The 19,252-nt window shown below is 59.8% G+C and carries 15 protein-coding genes and 2 pseudogenes; 1 reads left to right on the top strand and 16 read right to left on the bottom strand.

Going from position 1 to position 19,252, the window contains the following annotated elements; translation table 11 throughout:
• Positions 1-269: 269 nt before the first annotated feature.
• From GNZ12_RS38075 to GNZ12_RS38015, 13 genes and pseudogenes are all read right to left on the bottom strand, one after another.
• Positions 270-1,241, bottom strand: coding sequence for a LysR family transcriptional regulator (locus GNZ12_RS38075; protein ID WP_172317385.1), 972 nt, complete (start codon positions 1,239-1,241; stop codon positions 270-272).
• A gap of 120 nt (positions 1,242-1,361) precedes the next feature.
• Positions 1,362-3,005 carry a flavin-containing monooxygenase gene (locus tag GNZ12_RS38070; RefSeq protein WP_172317383.1) on the bottom strand — a complete coding sequence of 548 codons (1,644 nt, stop codon included), beginning with the start codon at positions 3,003-3,005 and terminating at the stop codon, positions 1,362-1,364.
• Positions 3,006-3,009: 4 nt separating this feature from the next.
• Entirely contained in the window at positions 3,010-4,614 is a 1,605-nt protein-coding gene (locus GNZ12_RS38065; RefSeq protein ID WP_172317381.1) for a class I adenylate-forming enzyme family protein, read from the bottom strand.
• A gap of 21 nt (positions 4,615-4,635) precedes the next feature.
• Entirely contained in the window at positions 4,636-5,361 is a 726-nt protein-coding gene (locus tag GNZ12_RS38060; protein WP_172317379.1) for an enoyl-CoA hydratase/isomerase family protein, read from the bottom strand.
• 80 nt (positions 5,362-5,441) lie between these two features.
• Positions 5,442-6,290, bottom strand: coding sequence for a fumarylacetoacetate hydrolase family protein (locus tag GNZ12_RS38055; protein WP_172317474.1), 849 nt, complete (start codon positions 6,288-6,290; stop codon positions 5,442-5,444).
• Between the two features lie 115 nt (positions 6,291-6,405).
• Complete coding sequence (locus GNZ12_RS38050) at positions 6,406-7,578, bottom strand: VOC family protein (RefSeq protein ID WP_172317377.1); 1,173 nt, start codon at positions 7,576-7,578, stop codon at positions 6,406-6,408.
• A gap of 76 nt (positions 7,579-7,654) precedes the next feature.
• A complete protein-coding gene (locus tag GNZ12_RS38045) occupies positions 7,655-8,533 on the bottom strand; it encodes an alpha/beta hydrolase (protein WP_172317375.1) in 879 nt (292 codons plus the stop codon).
• Positions 8,534-8,596: 63 nt separating this feature from the next.
• Complete coding sequence (locus GNZ12_RS38040; RefSeq protein WP_172317373.1) at positions 8,597-9,748, bottom strand: acyl-CoA dehydrogenase family protein; 1,152 nt, start codon at positions 9,746-9,748, stop codon at positions 8,597-8,599.
• A 127-nt stretch (positions 9,749-9,875) separates the two neighbouring features.
• Entirely contained in the window at positions 9,876-10,370 is a 495-nt protein-coding gene (locus GNZ12_RS38035; RefSeq protein WP_172317371.1) for a flavin reductase family protein, read from the bottom strand.
• A 220-nt stretch (positions 10,371-10,590) separates the two neighbouring features.
• Positions 10,591-11,664 (bottom strand): porin, encoded by a 1,074-nt coding sequence (locus GNZ12_RS38030; RefSeq protein ID WP_235994025.1) that lies wholly within the window; start codon positions 11,662-11,664, stop codon positions 10,591-10,593.
• Between the two features lie 169 nt (positions 11,665-11,833).
• Positions 11,834-13,195, bottom strand: coding sequence for an MFS transporter (locus tag GNZ12_RS38025; RefSeq protein WP_172317367.1), 1,362 nt, complete (start codon positions 13,193-13,195; stop codon positions 11,834-11,836).
• 642 nt (positions 13,196-13,837) lie between these two features.
• A pseudogene (locus GNZ12_RS38020) lies at positions 13,838-14,302 on the bottom strand (IS6 family transposase); the annotation flags it as partial.
• 127 nt (positions 14,303-14,429) lie between these two features.
• Complete coding sequence (locus tag GNZ12_RS38015) at positions 14,430-15,197, bottom strand: group II intron maturase-specific domain-containing protein (protein WP_456238566.1); 768 nt, start codon at positions 15,195-15,197, stop codon at positions 14,430-14,432.
• 169 nt (positions 15,198-15,366) lie between these two features.
• On the opposite strand from GNZ12_RS38015, the gene GNZ12_RS38010 reads away from it, so the two are divergent.
• Positions 15,367-15,780, top strand: coding sequence for a recombinase family protein (locus tag GNZ12_RS38010; RefSeq protein WP_235994020.1), 414 nt, complete (start codon positions 15,367-15,369; stop codon positions 15,778-15,780).
• On the opposite strand, the pseudogene GNZ12_RS44775 reads toward GNZ12_RS38010, so the two are convergent.
• The 3 genes and pseudogenes from GNZ12_RS44775 to GNZ12_RS38000 form a co-directional block, all read right to left on the bottom strand.
• Positions 15,777-15,977: pseudogene (locus tag GNZ12_RS44775) on the bottom strand (hypothetical protein); the annotation flags it as partial. The gene GNZ12_RS38010 and the pseudogene GNZ12_RS44775 sit on opposite strands and share 4 nt — an antisense overlap.
• Before the next feature lie 1,106 nt (positions 15,978-17,083).
• The gene (locus GNZ12_RS38005; protein ID WP_172317365.1) at positions 17,084-18,115 is read right to left on the bottom strand and encodes an LLM class flavin-dependent oxidoreductase; all 1,032 of its coding nucleotides are present in this window, start codon (positions 18,113-18,115) and stop codon (positions 17,084-17,086) included.
• Between the two features lie 46 nt (positions 18,116-18,161).
• Positions 18,162-18,740: a flavin reductase family protein gene (locus tag GNZ12_RS38000; RefSeq protein WP_172317363.1), complete on the bottom strand. Its 579-nt coding sequence runs from the start codon at positions 18,738-18,740 to the stop codon at positions 18,162-18,164.
• Positions 18,741-19,252: the final 512 nt, after the last annotated feature.

Below are 19,252 nucleotides of genomic sequence, written 5' to 3'. Positions count from 1 at the left end.
GTTGGAAATGGTTAAAAAAACAGATTCAATGACGCCGGCTCAAGCGGCGACGGCCCACCAGGAGTACGCACCATCCCGGCACGCGTCCACCCTCCCCGGCCCCGGCACATGACCAGAGATTCAACGGGCCAACCTGCATCTCCGGCATCGCCGGAAATGCTCCCCCGTCATCGAGCACGGGCTCATGTACAACCACATCGCGGATAACTACATAGTTATCCAACTTAAATGGTTTTGGCGCGTTCATGCACGTACCCATCAGGTAAGCGTCAGGATGCTACGGTCTGTGTCCTGTCCGTGGGATTCTCGGCGCCACTCCGGAGTTCAGCTGCGGCGTTCTTGATTTCGTTCACGAAATACGACAGCCAGGGCGTCGTCACATCACCGCTGCGACGGAACAGCAAGGTGGCGAACTGCGGCACATGCCAGTTTCCCTTCAGCACCTTGAGTGCGCCCGAACGGATATCGTCGCGGAACCAGATCGACGAACAGAAGGCGACATAGTCATCCTGATAGACCAGATGGCGCATGACGGCGTGCGACAGTGTTTCGACGCGATGCTCGCCCAGTTCGCAACTATGGCGGCTCAGCTCGAGATTCAGCGCCCGTTCGACCGGGCTAGAGGTCAGCACCGGCATCACCAGCTGTTCGCGGCTCATGAGATCCCCGAGACTCAGTTCCGGCTGCCGCGTGAGCGGATGCCCGGCGCGTACACAGAAATGAAACTGTTCCTCGATCAGACACTCACTGCGCAGATCGGCGAACTGGCTGTCCGTCTGCTCGATGCCGAGCACCATGTCGAGCTCGCAATTCTTCAGCTTGTACAGCAGTTCGTGCGTACGCCCTTCAATCAGATTGATCTGGATCTTGCCGAGCTTGCGTTTCGCGCGGCTCACCGCGGTCGGCAGGATATGATTCATCGACACCGATCCCGCCCCACAATTGATGCGGCCATCATTGACACCCCGAATCGCCTGCACCATGGCCAGAGCCTTGTTCAGCTCGGATTCGGCGGCCTGGATATGGTCCATGAGGGCCTTGCCGCACTCGGTCGGACTCACGCCACGCGCTGAACGATGCAGCACCTGGGTTCCCAGCACGTCCTCCAGACGCATGATGCTGCGTGTCAGCGCCGGTTGCGTGATGCCGAGGACAGAGGATGCGGCGCTGATATTCCCGTACTCCACCACCGTGGCGAAATGCCCCAGATTCGTCATATAGCGCGCTAGTTTCGACCGCATTTCAATTCCTTTGTCCAGATAGCGCCCAGCAACCTTGCCCGATCAGGGCTGGCCGCCAGAAGGATGAAATATCCCGTATTTGATCCTAATAGCGACCACGTGCCATCCGCCATTCCGGGATTACCCCAGTGCCTGCAGGACGAATCCCTCGTAACCGTTCTCGGCAGCCTTTTCGCACTGCGCCCGGTAATCCGGCGCGCTGCCGACATAGATCAGGGCGCGCCTTGTCACCGTGCCGTCCGGGTTCTGCGTCACCCTGGCCCACCAGGCGTCGCTGTCCGCGAGCAGCGTCTTCGCATAGACCTGGTAGACCTGCTCGGTCCACGACGCCTGGTAGTCGGGATTCGCCTCGGCGTATTCCAGGCTGTTCCGGCGCATATGGTCGATCATCCGGCCCACCCATTCGACCTGGAGCGCGCCGCACACCCCGATATTGCAGAACGATGCGCCGTTATGTGCGCCCACCAGCGTGAAGAAATTCGGGAACCCTGCAATCTGCAATCCGAGATAGGTTTGCGGACCGTCAGCCCACACGTCCTTCAGACGTTTGCCGTCCTTGCCACGGATATCGATTCGGTCGAGCGCGCCGGTCACGCCATCGAAACCGGTGGCAAAGATCAGTACGTCGAGCTCGATATCCCGGCCGCCGACCATTACGCCCCTGGGCGTAATACGCTCGATCGGCGATTCGCCGATGTCCACGAGCTCGACGTTGCTCTCGTTGTAGACCTCGTAATACCGGGTCTCCAGCGGCACGCGGCGCGTGCCGAACGCGTGGTTCTTCGGAATCAGCTTCTCGGCGAGGACCGGGTCCTTGACACGCGAGCGGATCTTGTCCGCGATGAAGTCGGCGAGATACTGGTTCGACACCTTGTTGGTCAGCAGATCCCGATAACCAGACAGCCAGATGCCATAGCCCGGCATGTCGTAAAGCGATTCAAACAGCGCCAGGCGCTCCTCCGGCGTCGACTCGATGGCCTTCTTCGGGTGACGCTGATACGGAAACGCGGTGTCGGTCGTCTTGATGAACGCAAGAAAATCGTGCGGATCGCCGCGCAGCCTGTCGATCAGCCCGGGATCGAGCGGATGGTTGCCGAGTGGCGCGCACCAGTTGGGGGTACGCTGGAATACATAGAGCTGCTGCGCCGTCTTCGCGACCACGGGAATGATCTGCACGCCCGTGGCGCCAGTACCGATCACGCCTACGCGCTTGCCCGTGAAATCGGTATGGCGAGCAGAATGGTCGTCACCCGGCCAGCGCGAGGAATGAAACGACTGCCCTTCGAAGGATTCGATGCCGGGAATCGACGGCATGCGCGTCGCCGACAGCGGCCCGACCGCGGACAGCAGGAAACGGCAGCTTGCGGTTCGGCCATCCTGCAGTGTCAGTCGCCAGCAATTTTGCGCCTCGTCGTAGTGCGCGCTGGTCACGCGGACCTCGAATTCGTAGTGGCGGCGCACGTCCATCCTGTCGGCCGCATATTGCGCATAACGAAGCAACTCGGGCTGACCGGCAAAGCGTTCGCTCCACTGCCACTCCGGGATAATGCCGTTCAGCGCGAAATAGCCATAGGCATAGCTTTCGGTATCCAGACGGCAGCCCGGATAGCGGTTCCAGTACCAGGTGCCACCCACATCGGTACCAGCCTCGTAACCGCGTACCTTCAGGCCCATCTTGTCCAGCAGATAGGTCTGGTACATACCGGTGATACCGGCACCGATCACGATCGCATCGAAATCGGGTTGAGTCACTTGTTTGAGCATCGTGTTACTCCGTTGCAGTCAACATGGCACGCAATTCGCCCTTCATGATCTTTCCGGTCGAGGTCAGCGGCATTTCCTCGATGAAGCGGAACGTCACGGGCACCTTGTAATCGGCGAGCCTGCCGCGACAGTGCGCGAGCAGCTCATCCACGCTGGGCGGTCTCAGTTCCGGATCCGTGGAGACAAACGCGCACACCTGTTCGCCGAATAGCGCGTCGAGTTGCCCGACGACAGCAGCGGCCTTGACCAGCGGATGCTTGAGCAGCACCTGCTCAACCTCGCACGAATAGATGTTTTCGCCGCCGCGGATAATCATGTCCTTCTTGCGATCGACCAGCGTGATCAGCCCCTCCTCGCTCTGGTAGCCGAGGTCGCCCGTATGCAACCAGCCGTTGCGCAGGGTGGCCGCGGTAGCCGCCTCGTCGCGCAGATAGCCGAGCATCACGTTCGGCCCACGCGCCACGAGTTCGCCAACCTGGCCGCGAGGCACTTCGCGATCGTCGCCATCGAAGATCGCCACTTCGACACCCGCCATCGGCAGGCCAACCGAACCGGCACGTTCCATCGCCACGTCGCCCGGCAGCGTCACGAGCGTGCCGCCCGACTCGGTCTGGCCCATGCCATGCACGAGCGCGGCATTCGGAAACAGCGCCTGGACTTCGCCGAGCCTCGCGATCGTCATCGGGGCGGCACCGAAATCGAGGGTCCGCACGCTGTCGAGGATGACGCCGAGCACACGCGCCTTGTCGACCATCAGCATCAGGATCGAGGGCACGGCGAACAGTGCCGTGATGCTTTCGCGGCGAATCAGATCGATGGCACGTTCGGTGCCGTAGTTATCGATGTAGAGCGTCCCGCCCACGAACAGCACCGGGAAGAAGCAGGTATGTGCCGCGATATGGAACAGCGGGGTCACGGCCAGCAGACGTGCGCGGTCGTGGTCGTATTCCCATGCGCCAGGCGATTGCATCGCGTCGGCCATCAGCGAGGCATGCGTATGTACCACACCCTTGGGCTTGCCCGTGGTTCCCGATGTGTAATAAAAGGCCGCCGGCGCGCTCGCACCGACGTCCGGCTCCTCTTGATACCTGCGCGCACCCGCCAACGTCACCGGTGTCTCGACGTCCACCACGAGATCCGGCACCGCGAGACCATGCGCCTCGCGAACTTGGCCAAGCACCGTGGCAAATGCCGGCTCGGTAATCGTCAGGACGCTTTGCGAGTGCTCGAGAATGAATGCGAGCTCGCCCGCCACCAGGCGGTTGTTCAGCGGCACGGCCACCGCCCCGAGCCCGAGCGCCGCCAGATACCAGACCATATAGTGGTCGCTGTTGTTCATCAGCAGGGCCACCACCTGCTGCTCACCCACGCCGCGCTCACGCAGAACCTGGCGAGCACCATCGACGGCGTCCAGCAGTTCGGCATACGTCATCGTGCGCCCCCTGTACACCAGCGCCCGCTGCGCCAGTCGCTGCTGCGCGCGTTCGCGCAGCAGGCCCGTATAGGTACGACCGGCCAACGTCTTCAGCTCGGCAACGATTTCACGGCCGCGCTGCATGCGCCTGGCGGCGACTGCACTGATTCGCTCCGTGACAGGATTTGCTTGCATGTCGATTCTCATCATCAGGATTCAGAGGGAGGCCGCATGGGCACGCCCGCGTTCGAGTGCCTTGCGGAAATCATCTGCATCGAGCTCTCGCATCCAGCTCTTGGTCGCCGCAAAGCTTGCCGACGGCAAGGCCAGCCAGGCATCGATACGCGCCTGCACGAGCAGGTCGAGCGTCTCCTGACTCGCCACCTCGGTCACGATCCCGAAACCCCGCGCATCCATGCTGTTCCACGGTCGTTCGTCGTAGAGCAGACGCCGCAAAACACTGCGATTCGCGACCTGACGCAGCGCCGGCACGATCGCCGACGGCACGATGCCGAGCTTCAGTTCGGGCAGGCGCCAGTTGACCTCACCTACCGCAATCACGTCATCGCACAAGCACAGCACGGCGACCGCGCCCCCGAGCACCGTGCCGTGCACACGCGCCACAACCGGCTTCGACAGCCCGTAAAATTCGAGCAGCACGGCCACCAGTGCCTCGTTGCCCTCTCGCCACTGCGCCTCGTTGCCCTCGGCAAGCGCGCCGGCCCACTTGAGATCGGCACCCGTGCAGAAATGCTTGCCGCTGGCGCGCAACACGATCAGGGCCACGTCCGGCTCCTGCTGCGCCGCCCGCAACGCGGCACGAAACGCGTGCATCATCGGAATCGACAAAGCATTACCGCGCTGAGGTGCGTCGAGCGTGATCGTGGCTACGCGCCCGTCGAGCTCATAAATGAGCCCGCTATTTGCGCTCTCTTCGCTCATTCAGATCCCTGTTTCATCCTGTTGCTCTTCATCCGGCTGCCTTTACCGGTCCAGACCACCGCGGGCGCAAACCACCCTGCTCAATCGGCGGCAACCGTGTTGCGCAGCACACCGATGCCTTCGATCTCGACTTCCACCGTGTCGCCATCCTTTATCCAGAGCGGCGGCTTGCGCATGGCGCCGATGCCCCCCGGCGTACCGGTCACGATCACGTCGCCCGCCTCGAGCGGCGCAATCGTGGACAGGTAAGCGATCTGCGCGGCAATGTCGTGGATCATCATGCGCGTCGAGGAACGCTGTACCTCGGCGCCGTTCAGACGCGTCACGAGCGCCAGATCGCTGCCGAAAGGGATCTCGTCAGCCGTGACGAGCCAGGGACCGAAGCTGCCCGTGCGCCAGAAGTTCTTGCCAACATCCCACTGGGGTGTGCGCAGCTGCCAGTCGCGCACACTGACGTCGTTGTAGCAGGCGTAACCGGCCACATGGCGATGCGCGTCCTCCAGCGCAATACGGCGGCCCGGCTTGCCAATCACAATGGCCAGTTCGCCTTCAAAATCGAGCTGCTCCGATTCGTGCGGACGCATCACCGGCGCACCGTGAGCAGCCTGCGAGCTGGCCGTGCGCAGGAAGAACAGTGGCGCATTGGCCGGCTTCGCGCCGCACTCTTCGACGTGCTCGTAATAGTTGAGGCCGCAGCACCAGATCTTTCCGGGGTTCGGGATGACCGGAAGAAGCGTCACGCGATCCAACGGATAATCGGCCTGACGACCTACGAGCAATGCAGCCAGTTCCGCGATCGCATCCGCCGCAAGGACCGATCTGAGATCGGCATAACCACTGTCACAAAGGCGCTTCAGATCGACGATGCCACCTTCCATCACCGCCCCATAGCTCATTGCGCCCTCGATTTCAAAACTTGCCAGCTTCATTTTAGTCATTCGTTATCCTGATTGAATGGATAGGTATCTCGAACCATGGATAGACCCGTCTCCCTGGACGATCCGGTATTGCGAAACGGTGGAGCATCCACCGTTTCGCGCGTGCTCAAGCCAGCGGGCCCTGGCGCAGTTGGGCCGCGAAACTCGATGCGGACCCGTCCAGATGCTCGGGCCAGGAGTCATGAGCAACACGCTCGCGCGTCGTTGAGTCAGATCCGAAGTGATCCATTTCGAAGTAGAGCTGGACGCAATGCAGTTCATCGAACATGAAATGCACTGCGTAGTCGATGCCAGGATGCAGCTCGACCGGCAGGCGGATTTCCTTCAGCCCGGACTCGCGCAGGAAGTTTCGGGCGTCCTTCAGTTGCTGGTATGTCTGAACGCGCAGACCGAAGCTCATCAGCGTCGTCAGTGGGCTCATCTCCAGCCTGGATCGAAGTGCGACCGGAATCAGCGCAACGCTATGGTGCTCAGCACCCGCACGAAGGAACACGCAGCGTTCGCCGCCATAAACCACCTCTTCCGATTTCGTCAGACCGAAGATCCCGGTGTAGAAGCGCTCCGAGGTGTCGATATCGTTGACGAAAATACGCACTGGACCGACCGCGCTGACCTTGAACGGGCGCTGCAGCAGCACGCCGCCCACGTCGTAGCGGTACGGCAGCGCCGACTCGCGGCCGAAGCCCGAGAGCAGGTCGATGCCCTTGTCGCGGGCTTCCTGAACCTCAAGCACTTCCGGCCGCTGCGGTAGCTCGAACTCGGCATACGGCAGATGGTTGTACATCGTCTCCGGCTTGCTCACGCCGTTCCAGCCAACCTGCTCCATGCCGTAGAACAGCTCGACGCGATGGCCGTCCGGGTCGAAGGCATACACCGCCCAGTTGCTGCCCGGCAGGTCGCGGCCGATACGGCTGATCTTGACGCCGTGCTTCTTGAAGAAACGATGTGCCTCGTTGACTTCGCGCAGGCTGTTCACCTGGAACGAAATCTGGTTCAGGGTGACGCCAGCATCGTAGTACTGGCGCCGGACGGGGTCTGCGGTACCCGGGTCGATGGCCACCAGTGCGTGGTGATCCGTATTGCAGGTCGTGAAACATCCGAGCAGCTGGCCCTCCTTGCCGACCAGCCGTTCGGTCTGCCGCAATCCGAACATATCGACGAGCCTGTCCGGGCTGCCTTCCGTATTTTCGCACCAGAGACCGAGATGCCCCAACCGCACTGCCTTGAACGGGCGTGCAAACATCACGCCACCCACGTCGTACCGATCCTGTGTATTCATGCTTGTCCGTCTCCGTGTTTTGTCCAGTTCACATGCCTCTGTGTGGCGGCACGCTGGTGCCGCCACGGCAACGCCATTACCGTGACAGATGCTGATGTGCGAAATCCACCACCTTCTGCGTGGCAGCCACCGAGGCCGGCAGCGTCGGGTGCATCGTCGTGAACATCATCGGCGCTTCAAAGACCGCCAGTTCGATCTCGCCGCCGGCCTCCCTGTAGCGCTGCATGAAGCGGTCAGCTTCTGTGCCCGGCACTTCCGATTCGATATCGTGGTAGTTGTGCACGTCGTCGTCGGTGGCGAGGACCCACAGGGCGGGCGGCAGATAGACCGGTTCGCCGCGCTCAAGAATCAGGGTCGGGCTGCCTTCCTTCATGTTCTCTTCGCTCTTCCAGTAACCGTCGTGTAGTCCGATCACCTCTGCGGCCCATTCCGGCGCATTGCCTTCGGCCAACAGTCGCTTGGCGTACCGGTAGCGGCCGGACGGATTGATGACTGGCCACAGCATCGAGATACACCGGACGGAAGCATCGACGTCCGGCGAGCCCAGCGGCAGCGGAATCGATGCATACTGCGCATCATGCGGACGCATCGCGACGAGCATGCCCAGATGGCCCCCACTCGAATTGCCGGACAGGCCGATGCGTTCGGCATCGACCTTGAAATGCGCGGCATTGGCCTTGAGCCAACGAATGCCGTAATTGATGTCGGACGGCGATTTCGGATAGGCGCCCTGCACGCCCTGGCGGAAATCGAGCGACACCACCACCAGACCCGAACGCGCCAGCGCTTCGTGGACCGCCTTGCCGCGCGTGCGGTCGAACTTGCTCCAGGCACCACCATGCAGCTCGATCACTGTGGGAAATTGGCCTTGGCCCTGCGGCGTATACACGCGCGCGAGCAGTTCCACGTCGTCGTGCTTCAGATAGACGACGTCCTGAACATCAATACCTTCCATTTGCTCAATCATCTTCACTGCCCCTTGTAAGTTTCCCTGCACAAAAGTGACTTCCGCACCTGATCAGCCTGTCATGCCAAGCAGCATGCGACCGTAAGGAACCATCGCGGCATCCCAGTTCGCGCCGAAATGCGAACCCGTGGTCAGCGAATCGCGGTACCACGACTGCAGGGGATTACGGTCGTGCACAATCTCTGCACTGGTCGCCGACACCAGCGTCTCGATGCCGCGACGCGCCACCCGGTTCGCCCACACCGAATCGCGATGGGCAGCCTGTGCATCTTCGACTGACACGCTCCTGCCAGACGCGATCAGGTCGGCCACGTGTCTGTGACGGCGGTGTGCCACAAAGATCGCGGCATCGATGTCCGCAGAAGCCTCGCCAAGCTTGCACTGGATAATCTGCGAATCGGACAGCGTCGTCATGCCGCGTGATACGCGTCCGCGCATCGTGAGACCGGTGTGCTCGAGCACCAGGCGCGCCAGCGCAAGCGTGACCGGCAGTTGCGTGAAGATCGCGAATGCGGCGCGTGGCGCCTTCAGCAGGGGATAGTCGGGGTGCACGGCACTGCCGGGCGTCTCCCCTTTCTTCAGCCCCGCATCGCTGACCATGCGATGCTCTCGTACGAACACGTCATTGAGCGCCACGGTATTGCTGCCGGTACCACGCAGGCCGAGCGTCTGCCAGTCATCGAGGATCGTCACCTCAGACATCGGTACGAGCATGTACTGGAGCGAACGCCCGCCGTCATGCTCCACCCAGGCACCGACGATCAGCCACTCAGCATGCCTGCAGCCGCTTGCAAACGGATAGGTACCGGTAATCCGGTAGCCCCCCTTCGCCGGCTGCGCCGTCGCGCGCGGTGCCAGACTCGAGGCGACCACCGCGAGAGGATTCGCACCCCACACATCGTCCTGCGCCTGCTCCGGGAAACAGCCCACGACCCAGGCATGCTCGCCGAATACCGAGAGGACCCATGCACTTGACGGGCAACCCATCGCCAGCTCTTCCACCACACGCGAGAGCAACAGCGGCGAGCTCTGCATCCCCCCATAACGTTTCGGCTGCAGGATCCTCGACAGGCCAGTTTCGCGGAACCGGTCCACGGTAGCCTTCGGCACGTTGCGCTCGCGCATGCAGTCACCTTCGCGTTCCTTCAGGACGCCGACGAGGTCCAGCGCCTCACTGAACAACCTGCGCTCTGCGTCATTCATCCAGCTGTCGTCGACCATGCGGTACGAAGGAAGCGGTGCCCGCCCGTTGCTTTCAATAACTTGCTCAGTAGCCATCTTTAACCCTGGTGATTAGCGGTTTGTGATTGGTTGACGTGGTGCCCCACCATCAGGCATGTGCCGAAATGCCGGTATAGCCACTGCGGTAATAAAGCAGCGGCGAAGACTGTTCGCGCGCATGGACGTCCACCACGCGGCCAACGAAAATCGAATGCGTACCGGATTCAATCGCTTCACCGAGCTCGCAATCGAAGGCGACCAGCGCATCCATCAGCACCGGCGCACCGGTCTTCAGCATCGACCACTGACCGCGCTCAAAGCGCTCCGTGCGGGCATGGTGATTCGAGAAAAGCTGGGCAACCTCGCTCTGATCCGCCGCCAGCACGTTCACACAGAACTTGCGGCTTTGCACGATCATCTGATGGGTCGAGTTCTGGCGGTTCACACAAACGATCAGTTGCGCCGGCGCCGCTGAAAGCGAACATACCGCCGTGGCGGTCATGCCGCCGCGCTTCGTATTCGAAACACTGGTAATCAACGTGACACCCGCAGCCAGATTCTTCATGGCCGACTTGAAATCGGATTCACTCACCGTATCGAACATGTCTCCACTCCCTATTCTCTTTAACGCGTTACCGCATCCGGTTTGCTGTGAATTCATGGTATCCAGCGGCGTGTACCCTGTGAAATGCTATTTGTGACACGGCCATGCATGACCCGCATGACTGGTTTGCATGGAAAGACGAACAGGATCGGTCGCACACCCGGTGTGCAATGCAGACCAACCCCGTCCGCTGCGGAAAAGCCGCCGATGTTCCGCAGTATCAGAACCGCTGGATCATGCCGACAATGCCGCCGACCGTCGTGCCATTGCCTGCCTGCAGCGCGCCTTCAGATTCGAGCCCCAGGACCGAACGTCCATGGTTGTTCGCGATCCCGGCTTGGGCATAGAGCCGCGTTCGCTTGGACAGGAGATACTGGACCCCCAGCGCACTCATCACGCCGTGGTTCTGCGAGTTATGGGGATCGCGCGAGTAATACACACCCGCATTGATGTCGACCGTCGGTACCGCCATCCAGTCGAAACCGGCGGTCCAGATATTGTTGTCGCCGCCGCCAACCAGCCCGTAATCGAAAGTTTCGGGTGCCTTGTAGTTCGTGAAGGAAGCCTTGAAGGTCAGATCGTCGAACTTATACATGGCGGCCAGCAGACGACCTTCAACTGGCATCTGGAACAGCGTGTTGTCGAGTAAGGTGTCACTGCTCTCGGACGCGTCTTCGATGGCCCCGATGAGACTCAGACCGCCGTAGTCATAACGCAGGAAAGCTGAATACTGGCGCCCGGCATTGAAATTCCCCGGAACACCGCCCAGGACATACATGACGCGTGCGCTGAATCCGTAGATCTTCGGGCTGACATAGGTAATCGCGTTCAACGCCGCAATTCCGGTGAAGGTATTGTCGCCATACACAGTAATGGCGCTGCCGAACTGATACATGCTGCGCGGGTCGGCGTAGTACACCGCCCACACAAACGGCGCAACATCCAGACCTGCATGGATTTCACCGTATTTATCTGAGCCGATGCCGACGTAGGCGTAACGCCCGAAAATCCCGCCGTCACTGTTGTCGAAACCGCCATTTGCCAGACTGATACCGCTTTCGAGCTTGAATTTGGCTTTCCATCCCCCACCGAGATCCTCCTGTCCGAGAAAACCGATATAGGAAGGTTCCAGACCACTGCTGGTGAACGCAAACCTGCTGCCTTCGTTCGTGTTGGTTGCCGCATCCCACGACTTGTTGGAGACGTAGAGGCCGGCATCGAGGTTGCCGTAGATGATGACATTGGATTGTGCCCATGAGGCGTTGACCGACAACGAAAGCCCTGCCAGCAGCATCCACACCTTATACATCACCTGAGCAATTCTGCGAGTATTCATTAGGCTTCCTTATTTATTTATATTGCGCGAACCGACGTTCACGCAATGAGCGAGCAAGGTACTACCAGGTTGGATGAAAAGCCTTGACGGGGTCCGGCACGTGGAACTCAGGCCGGTTGGGGATCGATTATTTTTCCAGCTCGCCGATCAGCGGCACGTGCAGGCGGGCTCCCGTATCGCGGGAACGATCGCTGGAGTGACGGTGCTGAACCGCCGAGATTGCGAGCGCCGAGCACAATCCAGGAATCGCAAATGTGAAGAACATGTTGTGGATCGAGAACGACATCGATACCAGCCAACCCGCCAGCAGCGGTCCGAGCATGCCGCCGATACGGCCTACGCTGGACGAAAATCCGAGGGCTGTCGAGCGGACGAACACCGGATAGAACTGGGACATGTAGACCTGCACCAGGTTTTGCGCACCGACCACCGGCACACCGGCCACCGCTATCAATACATAGGCCCAGGTCGCGTTTCTGTTCAGCGCAAACAGCACCATCGTGACCGAGCCGAGCAGATACAGCCCGGTAAGGATACGCTTGAGCGGATAGCGGTCGCCCACATAGCCCATGACCACGGTACCGACGATCGCACCGCATTGCAGGACGAGCAGGAACATCAGACTCGATCTCATGGTGAAACCGGCTTCGAGCATCAGCTTAGGCAGCCAGTTGATCAGACCGTAGCCGAGAATCAGGTGGAAGAAGATGGCCGTCGTGAACATCGCCGTGCTCATCGCGCGATTTTCCGTGAACAGACCGGCCAGCGGAATGCGCGCGCTCACCTCGTGCGCCTCGTAGAGTTGCGCGTCAGATTCAATTTTCCGCGCCGGATTGATGCGCGACAGCAGGGCCAGCAATTCCTGCCTGCGGCCCTCGCGCAGCAGAATGAAGCTCGATTCCGGCATGTACCGGTAGGCCAGTGGCAGAAAAATCAGCGGTACCGCTCCCATCCACAGCACGAAACGCCAGCCGTAGCTCGCAATGGCCAGAATCCCGATCAGCGGCGAAAGCATGCCGCCCAGGCAATACCCGCACATCACGATGGCCGTAATCGTGGTGCGCGTCTTTCTCGGGGAATAATCGGTCAGCATGGCAATCGCATTCGGCAGGATGCCGCCAAGCCCCAGCCCCGCGATGAAGCGGAACAATCCGAACAGCCGAGGCCCGGGCGCGACACCGCCTAGTGCCGTAAACAGACTGAACAGCACCACGGTGACGGCCACCATCCGTTTGCGGCCGAAGCGGTCCGACAATACGCCGAACGTGATGGAGCCGAACAGCATTCCGAACAGGCTGTAGCTGCCCAACGCGCCCGCCTCCACTGCGGAAAGATGCCATTCCTTCATTATCGGCGGCAGGATTGCGCCGAATACGGCCGTGTCATAGCCGTCAAAGATCACGCAAAAGAAGCCGATAACCAGCAGGAAAAAATGAAATCGTCGAAAATCGCTTTTCGCGATGAAATCAGACACGTTTAGTTGGTTCACGATTCGCTGTCTCCGCAGAGTCCTCTACGACGGACGCCTTTTATAGTGAACTGCTCAATGATCGAGCAGATGTCCGGCCCACGAACCATTCCCGCCCCCTGTCAATCCGGGGGCTCCCGAAGATCATTCCCCAATCCGAACCACCGACTGGCTCCGGGTACGGTATCGAGACCGTACGGAGACACTATAGGAACCATTAAGCATCAACCAATGCATTGTGTGCTGGAGTAATGCATGCAAGGCATACCCGCGCCCGAAACCGCGAGCAGACGGTGGTAATGGGCATTTTTTGGGCAGGTCCATTCGGGTAAGTCCGGAATCGATTAGAACGGAATCGAGACATAAATCTCCAAGATTCGCGTGGCGAAAGGGGGGCTGCAGCAGGGATTCATCGGTCCAATGGGGCCATATTTTCCAGACCTGCCCCCGTGCAAGCTCGCTCCGGTCCGTCGGGTTGGAGCCGGCTTCCTGCCTCAAGGGCAGGGTACGCTGGCCACATCAAGACTTGCCCGACCACTATTTCTACTGTGTCACAAATTTAGCTTCACTTTCCTGCAGCATGGACACCGGCGGAGTCTGCGGATAATGGGGCTCTGGTGCAAATATATAGTGGGGCGAGACGTTTTTATAAATAAGGATACCTTATTTGTTAAACAGGACCGCATTCCAGACTACGGGTGCAGCGATATCCTTGAGTCCAAGAGCGCAGAGGTCGAACTGTCCCTTGCGAATGCGGTGCATCAACTCGATGCCTGAAATCGCGATCGCGGCGCTCTTGAACCGTTTGAATCAGAGCATCACGTTCGTTCTGGACTTGATGCTTCGATGATCCTGCTCGATCACATTGTTCAGATACTTCGACGAGCGCACACGCGTTCCCTCAGGCAGCACGGCGTCAGCGATCATTTCCCGCACGGCCCGGTGCGAGGCGGCATACCCATCGAGCGTGATCGTCTCTGGTCGCTGGCCCTGATGTTTGATGGCCTTGCTGAAAGAGGCTTTGCCCGCGGTGACATCGCGCTTCGCTCTGAGCATGAAGTCCACTGTCTGACCGGCCCGATCGACCGCCCGGTAGAGATAGGCCCACTTGCCACGGATCTTCAGATAGGGGTGAGTAGACCCAGGGAATTTCACCCGGAGTCTCTCGCAGAACCGTGCGTAAACCTCTCGATTTACACGGCTCCCGTTATCCAACCTGTACTCCCAGATACTGCCAGTGTGCAAACTTTCGCGGTTATGCCTGCTGCATCTTGTGCAACCACTCCTCACTGCGCCGTTTGTGCCGCCGCAGAGTTTTGTACTTGCGCTGAGCCCAACGCACAAGCTTCCGGTCTAGATACCGACAGAGCCCATGCATGGCTGTCCGATAGAAGGCGCCGTAGTAGTTCCACCAGCCACGTATCGTGAGATTACATTGCTCGGCGAGTTCGACCAGTGGCCTGGACGTTTGGCGAGGCGGCCGCCACCCCTGCACCGTCTGTCGCATCCGTTTCAAGGCAGCAGGACTGACGCCGGGCAGAAAGCTCGTAGAGACCCGCCCGTACTTGGTCATCGCCCTTCGCGGACGAAACAGAAAGCCCAGAAATGTGAAGGTCACATTCGGATAGATTTGGGTGCGGCTTCGGTCCTTGCAATACACGATCTTTGACTTCTCTGGATGCATCGTCAACCCACATTCCGCCAGCCGCGAGGCAATGGCGTGCATAACCTCTTGCGCCTGCTCCTGGCTGCGGCAATGGACTACCGCATCATCGGCATAGCGCGCAAAGGGACATTGCGGGAAGTGACGCCGCATCCAGACGTCAAACGCATAGTGCATGAACAGATTCATCAAGATCTGACTGACAGCCCCGGCAACAACATAGCAAACTCGCGGGTAAGATTGGGCCTTCGCATATCGAGGGAGTGTCTGGCGCCATGGTCCAGAGAATGTCCTGCCATTGATGCGGTTCTCGTGCTTGAGGCCGTTGCTCCCGCTAACAGGGAGCCAAATCGATGACACGGGGACGACGCAAACACTGGCGAGTATGTCTCGCTTTCGAGCCGAACCGCTATTCCAGCGAACAATTGGAGAAGGCCTACGAGCAGCTCAGTCCGGTCGATGCCCGAAGCACGAGGCGCTCATCGGATGCAAAGCCGGCAATGGCGATGGCTGTGAAGCGAGGGAAACGATGAGCGACGCTGCCATGGTCGCGCTTTACGCGCGCGTGTCATCCGAACAACAAAGCAAACGCGGCACGATAGACAGCCAGATCGTCGCATTGAAAGAGCGAATTCAGGCCGATGGTGCGCAGATTGTGGAGGACATGTGCTTCGTTGATGCTGGGGTGAGCGGTGCAACGCTGGTCAGGGCACACCTGGAGCGGCTGCGCGACGCTGCCGCGCTCGGGACGATCGATCGACTGTACATCCTCTCGCCAGACCGCCTGGCGCGCAAATATGTGCACCAGGCGTTGCTGATGGAGGAGCTTTCCTCGTGCAGCGTACAGGTGGTGTTTCTCAATCACGCAATTGGCACGACGCCGGAAGAGTCGCTGTTGCTGCAGATGCAGGGCATGATTGCGGAATACGAGCGGGACTGTTAAAAAGCGCGGGGTTCCGCTTCTGCCGCTCGCTGCAGGAACTCGAGAAAACGGCTCACGTCCTCCGGTACTCCGTCGATGCGCGCTCTATAGGCCGCAAGCCTGGCTACCAGATCACCATTGATCACCGCGCATCGCACCTGGGCAAGCAGATGGGCGCCACGTGGCGTCCAGCGCATGTGCTGTCGCTTGCACATGCGTGCATCGTAGTACGAAGCAAAGTTGTCACCAAAAGCGAAGTAATGTTGTCAACATCTGTTTTTGCGTAGCGATCGCGGCGGCGACGACGAAGCACATCGCGCTACCGAAAGGTCGACACTGCTCGCTTGCGCTCTGCCGAACACCGTGGGAAGCTACGCCTCATGGTCGTCGCGGCCGAGGCGAAAGCTACCGGACATGCGGTTGTAGAAATGCCGTGAGATGGCGATACGATCCTCCTTGCGCATCACTGGCTTTTTCGAAAGGACCGGAGGATATCTCGTCCCATAGAGCGTGCCGCACCGCGCACAACGGTACGGCGAACCGATGAGACTCGCGTTCAGGACGTATGTTGTCTCACCGCCGCAATGGCGACACCGCGTTTCGAGCGTGCGCTGGTGCGCAGGGCAACGATTCTCGCTGAACATCTGGTTTGTCACGTTGTGGTGACCAAGGGATACGCACTGCCGGCAATATCGGAATGCCGGGTGATGCCGACCTCGCTGGGCACCCTCAAGGAGGGGATCTCGCAACACCTTGGCGGGAATCTGCAGCCTGCGTCGTAGGCACCTTAGATCCAAAACATCGCGCATCGGCTCCAGGCCCTCGTACGGGTCTATGTCTACCTTCATCAACTGGATCAGGGTGTGCGCACGGGCGATCCGTCGCCGGTGTTGTCTCCGATAGTAGTACCAGGCATTCATGGTTGTCCGACGTTGCCCAGAAATCGACGACGCAGCGTTGCCCGTCGACTGCCATGAAGCCAGGCCGCTCACAGAATGTCTTTGCAGCAGTATCCGCTTCTAGCATCAGCCATGCTTCGAAAGCGCTGCGCCTGTATAGCGTCAAACGTCGCCCCAGTTTCGGACTGAACACGTCATAGCGGTGCGCGCCGCGAGGACGCGGCAGCGTGAGTGGCTCGAAGCTTCGCAAAACGTCGACCATGTGTACGACCTGCCAGAGGATTTCATGGTCTAGGACGAACGTGAATTGACGAATTTAATGCGCACTGATGCAAAGTGACAACTTTTCTTCGCTGCGAAACGAAGTAAATGTGTCAACTATGAGGCTCGCGCCCTGTCCCAGCGGGCAGTCGCCAGTGACAACATTACTTCGCTCTACGCGTGGCCGGGCTGCCTGCGATCACGCAACCCGCGTCGACGAGGTCACGATATGACGCATTGCGCATCTGATGGACCATACCGAAGTCGCCGGGGTCCTTGACGAGCGCCTCAACTCCTTTGATGTCGATCCCACCAGGCAATCCAAGCTTTTCCATCGGAATGGAGCCAAGCCCTTTGCGGAATCCATATTCCAGGTGGCGCGCATAGTCCGCTTCCGCTTGGGCATCGGTTTCTGCGACTGCGATCGTCTGCACGAATCCCATACGGTATGGATTGCGTGGAACGCCGACCTGGTCAGCCGTTTCCCAGAACCGGTCAAAAATGCGCTTGCCCGTCAGCTTGGCGCCAAACCAACTCAGGTAATTGAACGCCATGTTTCGTTCGAGGCACATCTGCATCGTCCGGGGATTACCGATGCCGGTGATGTAGACCGGAATATGCTCCTGCAACGGTCTCGGCCAGATATTGATCATCCCATGCTGGCTGAACCGTCCGTTAAAGGCGAATGGCTTTTTGGTGTTCCATGTCCGGAGAATGAGTTCGAGGCCTTCGTCGAAACGCGGCCGAATGTCGATTGGTGCGATACCGTTGTTGATCGCTGCATCGTAAGACAGGCCTATCGGGAATCCGGCGACGAGCCGCCCGCCGCTCATGACATCGATCATCGCGTATTCCTCGGCGACACGAAGAGGTTCCTTCGCCTTGCCGAGAGAGCGACCCATAGGGATGATTGCTACAGGTAGGTTTTCCGTTTCGGTCATGTAGGCCAGCGCGCTGGCAATCAGATCCGGATTTGGAATCATGTCGTAAGAGGACTGGCTATGCTCCGTGACGGAGAGCCCGTCAAATCCTGCTCGCGCGGCGCACATGAGAACGTCGAGGAAATCGCGCATGGTCGAGTAAACGCCGTCCGCTGTGGCGAGCGAGTATGGTGTGCTGCAAACGGATTCATGGCGCTGCTCGAAGTCGTCCGGCAAATCTCGGTAAGCCGCTTGTGCGAAAAGGGTGATTTTCATGTCTGCTCCTGTGAGGTGGCGTGGTTCGCGTTGGAAATATCCAGATTCAGCCTTGTTCTGTGCGGTGATGTACCCTGCAGGCAGCGCCGGTCCAGGCTGGGACCGGCCGGCCGTCAAGGCTGAATACGAGCGGTCCATCCATTAAAGGAAGACCCGTGCTCATGAAGCGGCCATCCCCGAAGGCGAGCGGTTCACCTTCGCGCATCACGCTGGAAGTCACTTCGCCGACGACCAGCACATGATCGCCGCCATCGTATTGTTGCCACGGCTTGCACTGGAAAACCGCAATAGCATCCGCGAGGCTCGGCGATGTCCGGTTGCTGCCGTCGTTGTCCCACGCAATGTGAATACCGTCCTTCGGTCGGCCAGCAAAGTGCAAGGCCACATCCATCTGGCCGGCCCCGAGCACATTGATCGCGAACGGCTGAGCGTCGATGCCTGCGCACGCGCGGGACGTACGAGCGACAGAAATCAGTACTAGCGGGGGATCGATGGATACCGACGTGAAGGAATTCATCGTCGCACCACGCACGCCTTCATTCGAGCGATAGGTCACCACCGCGACACCGGTCGTGAAGCGTCCGAAGCACCTGCGCAGGCTTCGCGCACGAGTCTGTGAGTCCATGTCGCGCCTCCTTTAGATCGCGCTGACAAATGCCACGGCTGCAGAACGCCCAGAAGGTCGCGCAGCAGACGAGTTGTGTCGTTCGCCGTGTGCTGGCGTTCGAGTAAATGGTTTGAGTGGGTAATGAGGAAGTCTCTTCATCGGTGTCTCCGTCTATCTGTCGCACGCCCCAGAGTCGCAAACGAGCGCTCCGTCCCCATTGAGGTCTGCATGACCCGGCGTAAATGTGCTTAATGTGGTTTCAATGCTAGTGATGGACGAAAGCGCGCACACCTGCACAAAGGAGGGCAATCTGCACTGTCGCGGCGAATGCGAGCAGCCGTCTTGACCGACCTCCACTCTGGCTTTGCTCTCCGTGCTATTTCAGTGTTTTCCCTAAGGGCGTGCGCGGCGCTCCTGTCCACGCTGCAATCGCGAAGCCTACGCTGTCGGCGGGGGATCAAACCTATCTTTGGATAGGCGTCCGCGCAGCGTCGCCCGTATATCATTCAGCCCAAGACGGAAAAACATAT

Origin of the sequence: Paraburkholderia solitsugae (assembly GCF_013177695.1) — a bacterium.
GTDB classification, from domain to species: domain Bacteria; phylum Pseudomonadota; class Gammaproteobacteria; order Burkholderiales; family Burkholderiaceae; genus Paraburkholderia; species Paraburkholderia solitsugae.
This window is presented reverse-complemented; position numbering and strand designations above follow the sequence as displayed.

Excerpts from the sequence above, each read along its gene's own strand:
- GNZ12_RS38075 (WP_172317385.1), bottom strand. The coding sequence starts at position 1,241 with ATGCGGTCGAAACTAGCGCGCTATATGACGAATCTGGGGCATTTCGCC.
- GNZ12_RS38070 (WP_172317383.1), bottom strand. The coding sequence starts at position 3,005 with ATGCTCAAACAAGTGACTCAACCCGATTTCGATGCGATCGTGATCGGT.
- GNZ12_RS38065 (WP_172317381.1), bottom strand. The coding sequence starts at position 4,614 with ATGCAAGCAAATCCTGTCACGGAGCGAATCAGTGCAGTCGCCGCCAGG.
- GNZ12_RS38060 (WP_172317379.1), bottom strand. The coding sequence starts at position 5,361 with ATGAGCGAAGAGAGCGCAAATAGCGGGCTCATTTATGAGCTCGACGGG.
- GNZ12_RS38055 (WP_172317474.1), bottom strand. The coding sequence starts at position 6,290 with ATGAAGCTGGCAAGTTTTGAAATCGAGGGCGCAATGAGCTATGGGGCG.
- GNZ12_RS38050 (WP_172317377.1), bottom strand. The coding sequence starts at position 7,578 with ATGAATACACAGGATCGGTACGACGTGGGTGGCGTGATGTTTGCACGC.
- GNZ12_RS38045 (WP_172317375.1), bottom strand. The coding sequence starts at position 8,533 with ATGGAAGGTATTGATGTTCAGGACGTCGTCTATCTGAAGCACGACGAC.
- GNZ12_RS38040 (WP_172317373.1), bottom strand. The coding sequence starts at position 9,748 with ATGAATGACGCAGAGCGCAGGTTGTTCAGTGAGGCGCTGGACCTCGTC.
- GNZ12_RS38035 (WP_172317371.1), bottom strand. The coding sequence starts at position 10,370 with ATGTTCGATACGGTGAGTGAATCCGATTTCAAGTCGGCCATGAAGAAT.
- GNZ12_RS38030 (WP_235994025.1), bottom strand. The coding sequence starts at position 11,664 with ATGCTGCTGGCAGGGCTTTCGTTGTCGGTCAACGCCTCATGGGCACAA.
- GNZ12_RS38010 (WP_235994020.1), top strand. The coding sequence starts at position 15,367 with ATGAGCGACGCTGCCATGGTCGCGCTTTACGCGCGCGTGTCATCCGAA.
- GNZ12_RS38005 (WP_172317365.1), bottom strand. The coding sequence starts at position 18,115 with ATGAAAATCACCCTTTTCGCACAAGCGGCTTACCGAGATTTGCCGGAC.
- GNZ12_RS38000 (WP_172317363.1), bottom strand. The coding sequence starts at position 18,740 with ATGGACTCACAGACTCGTGCGCGAAGCCTGCGCAGGTGCTTCGGACGC.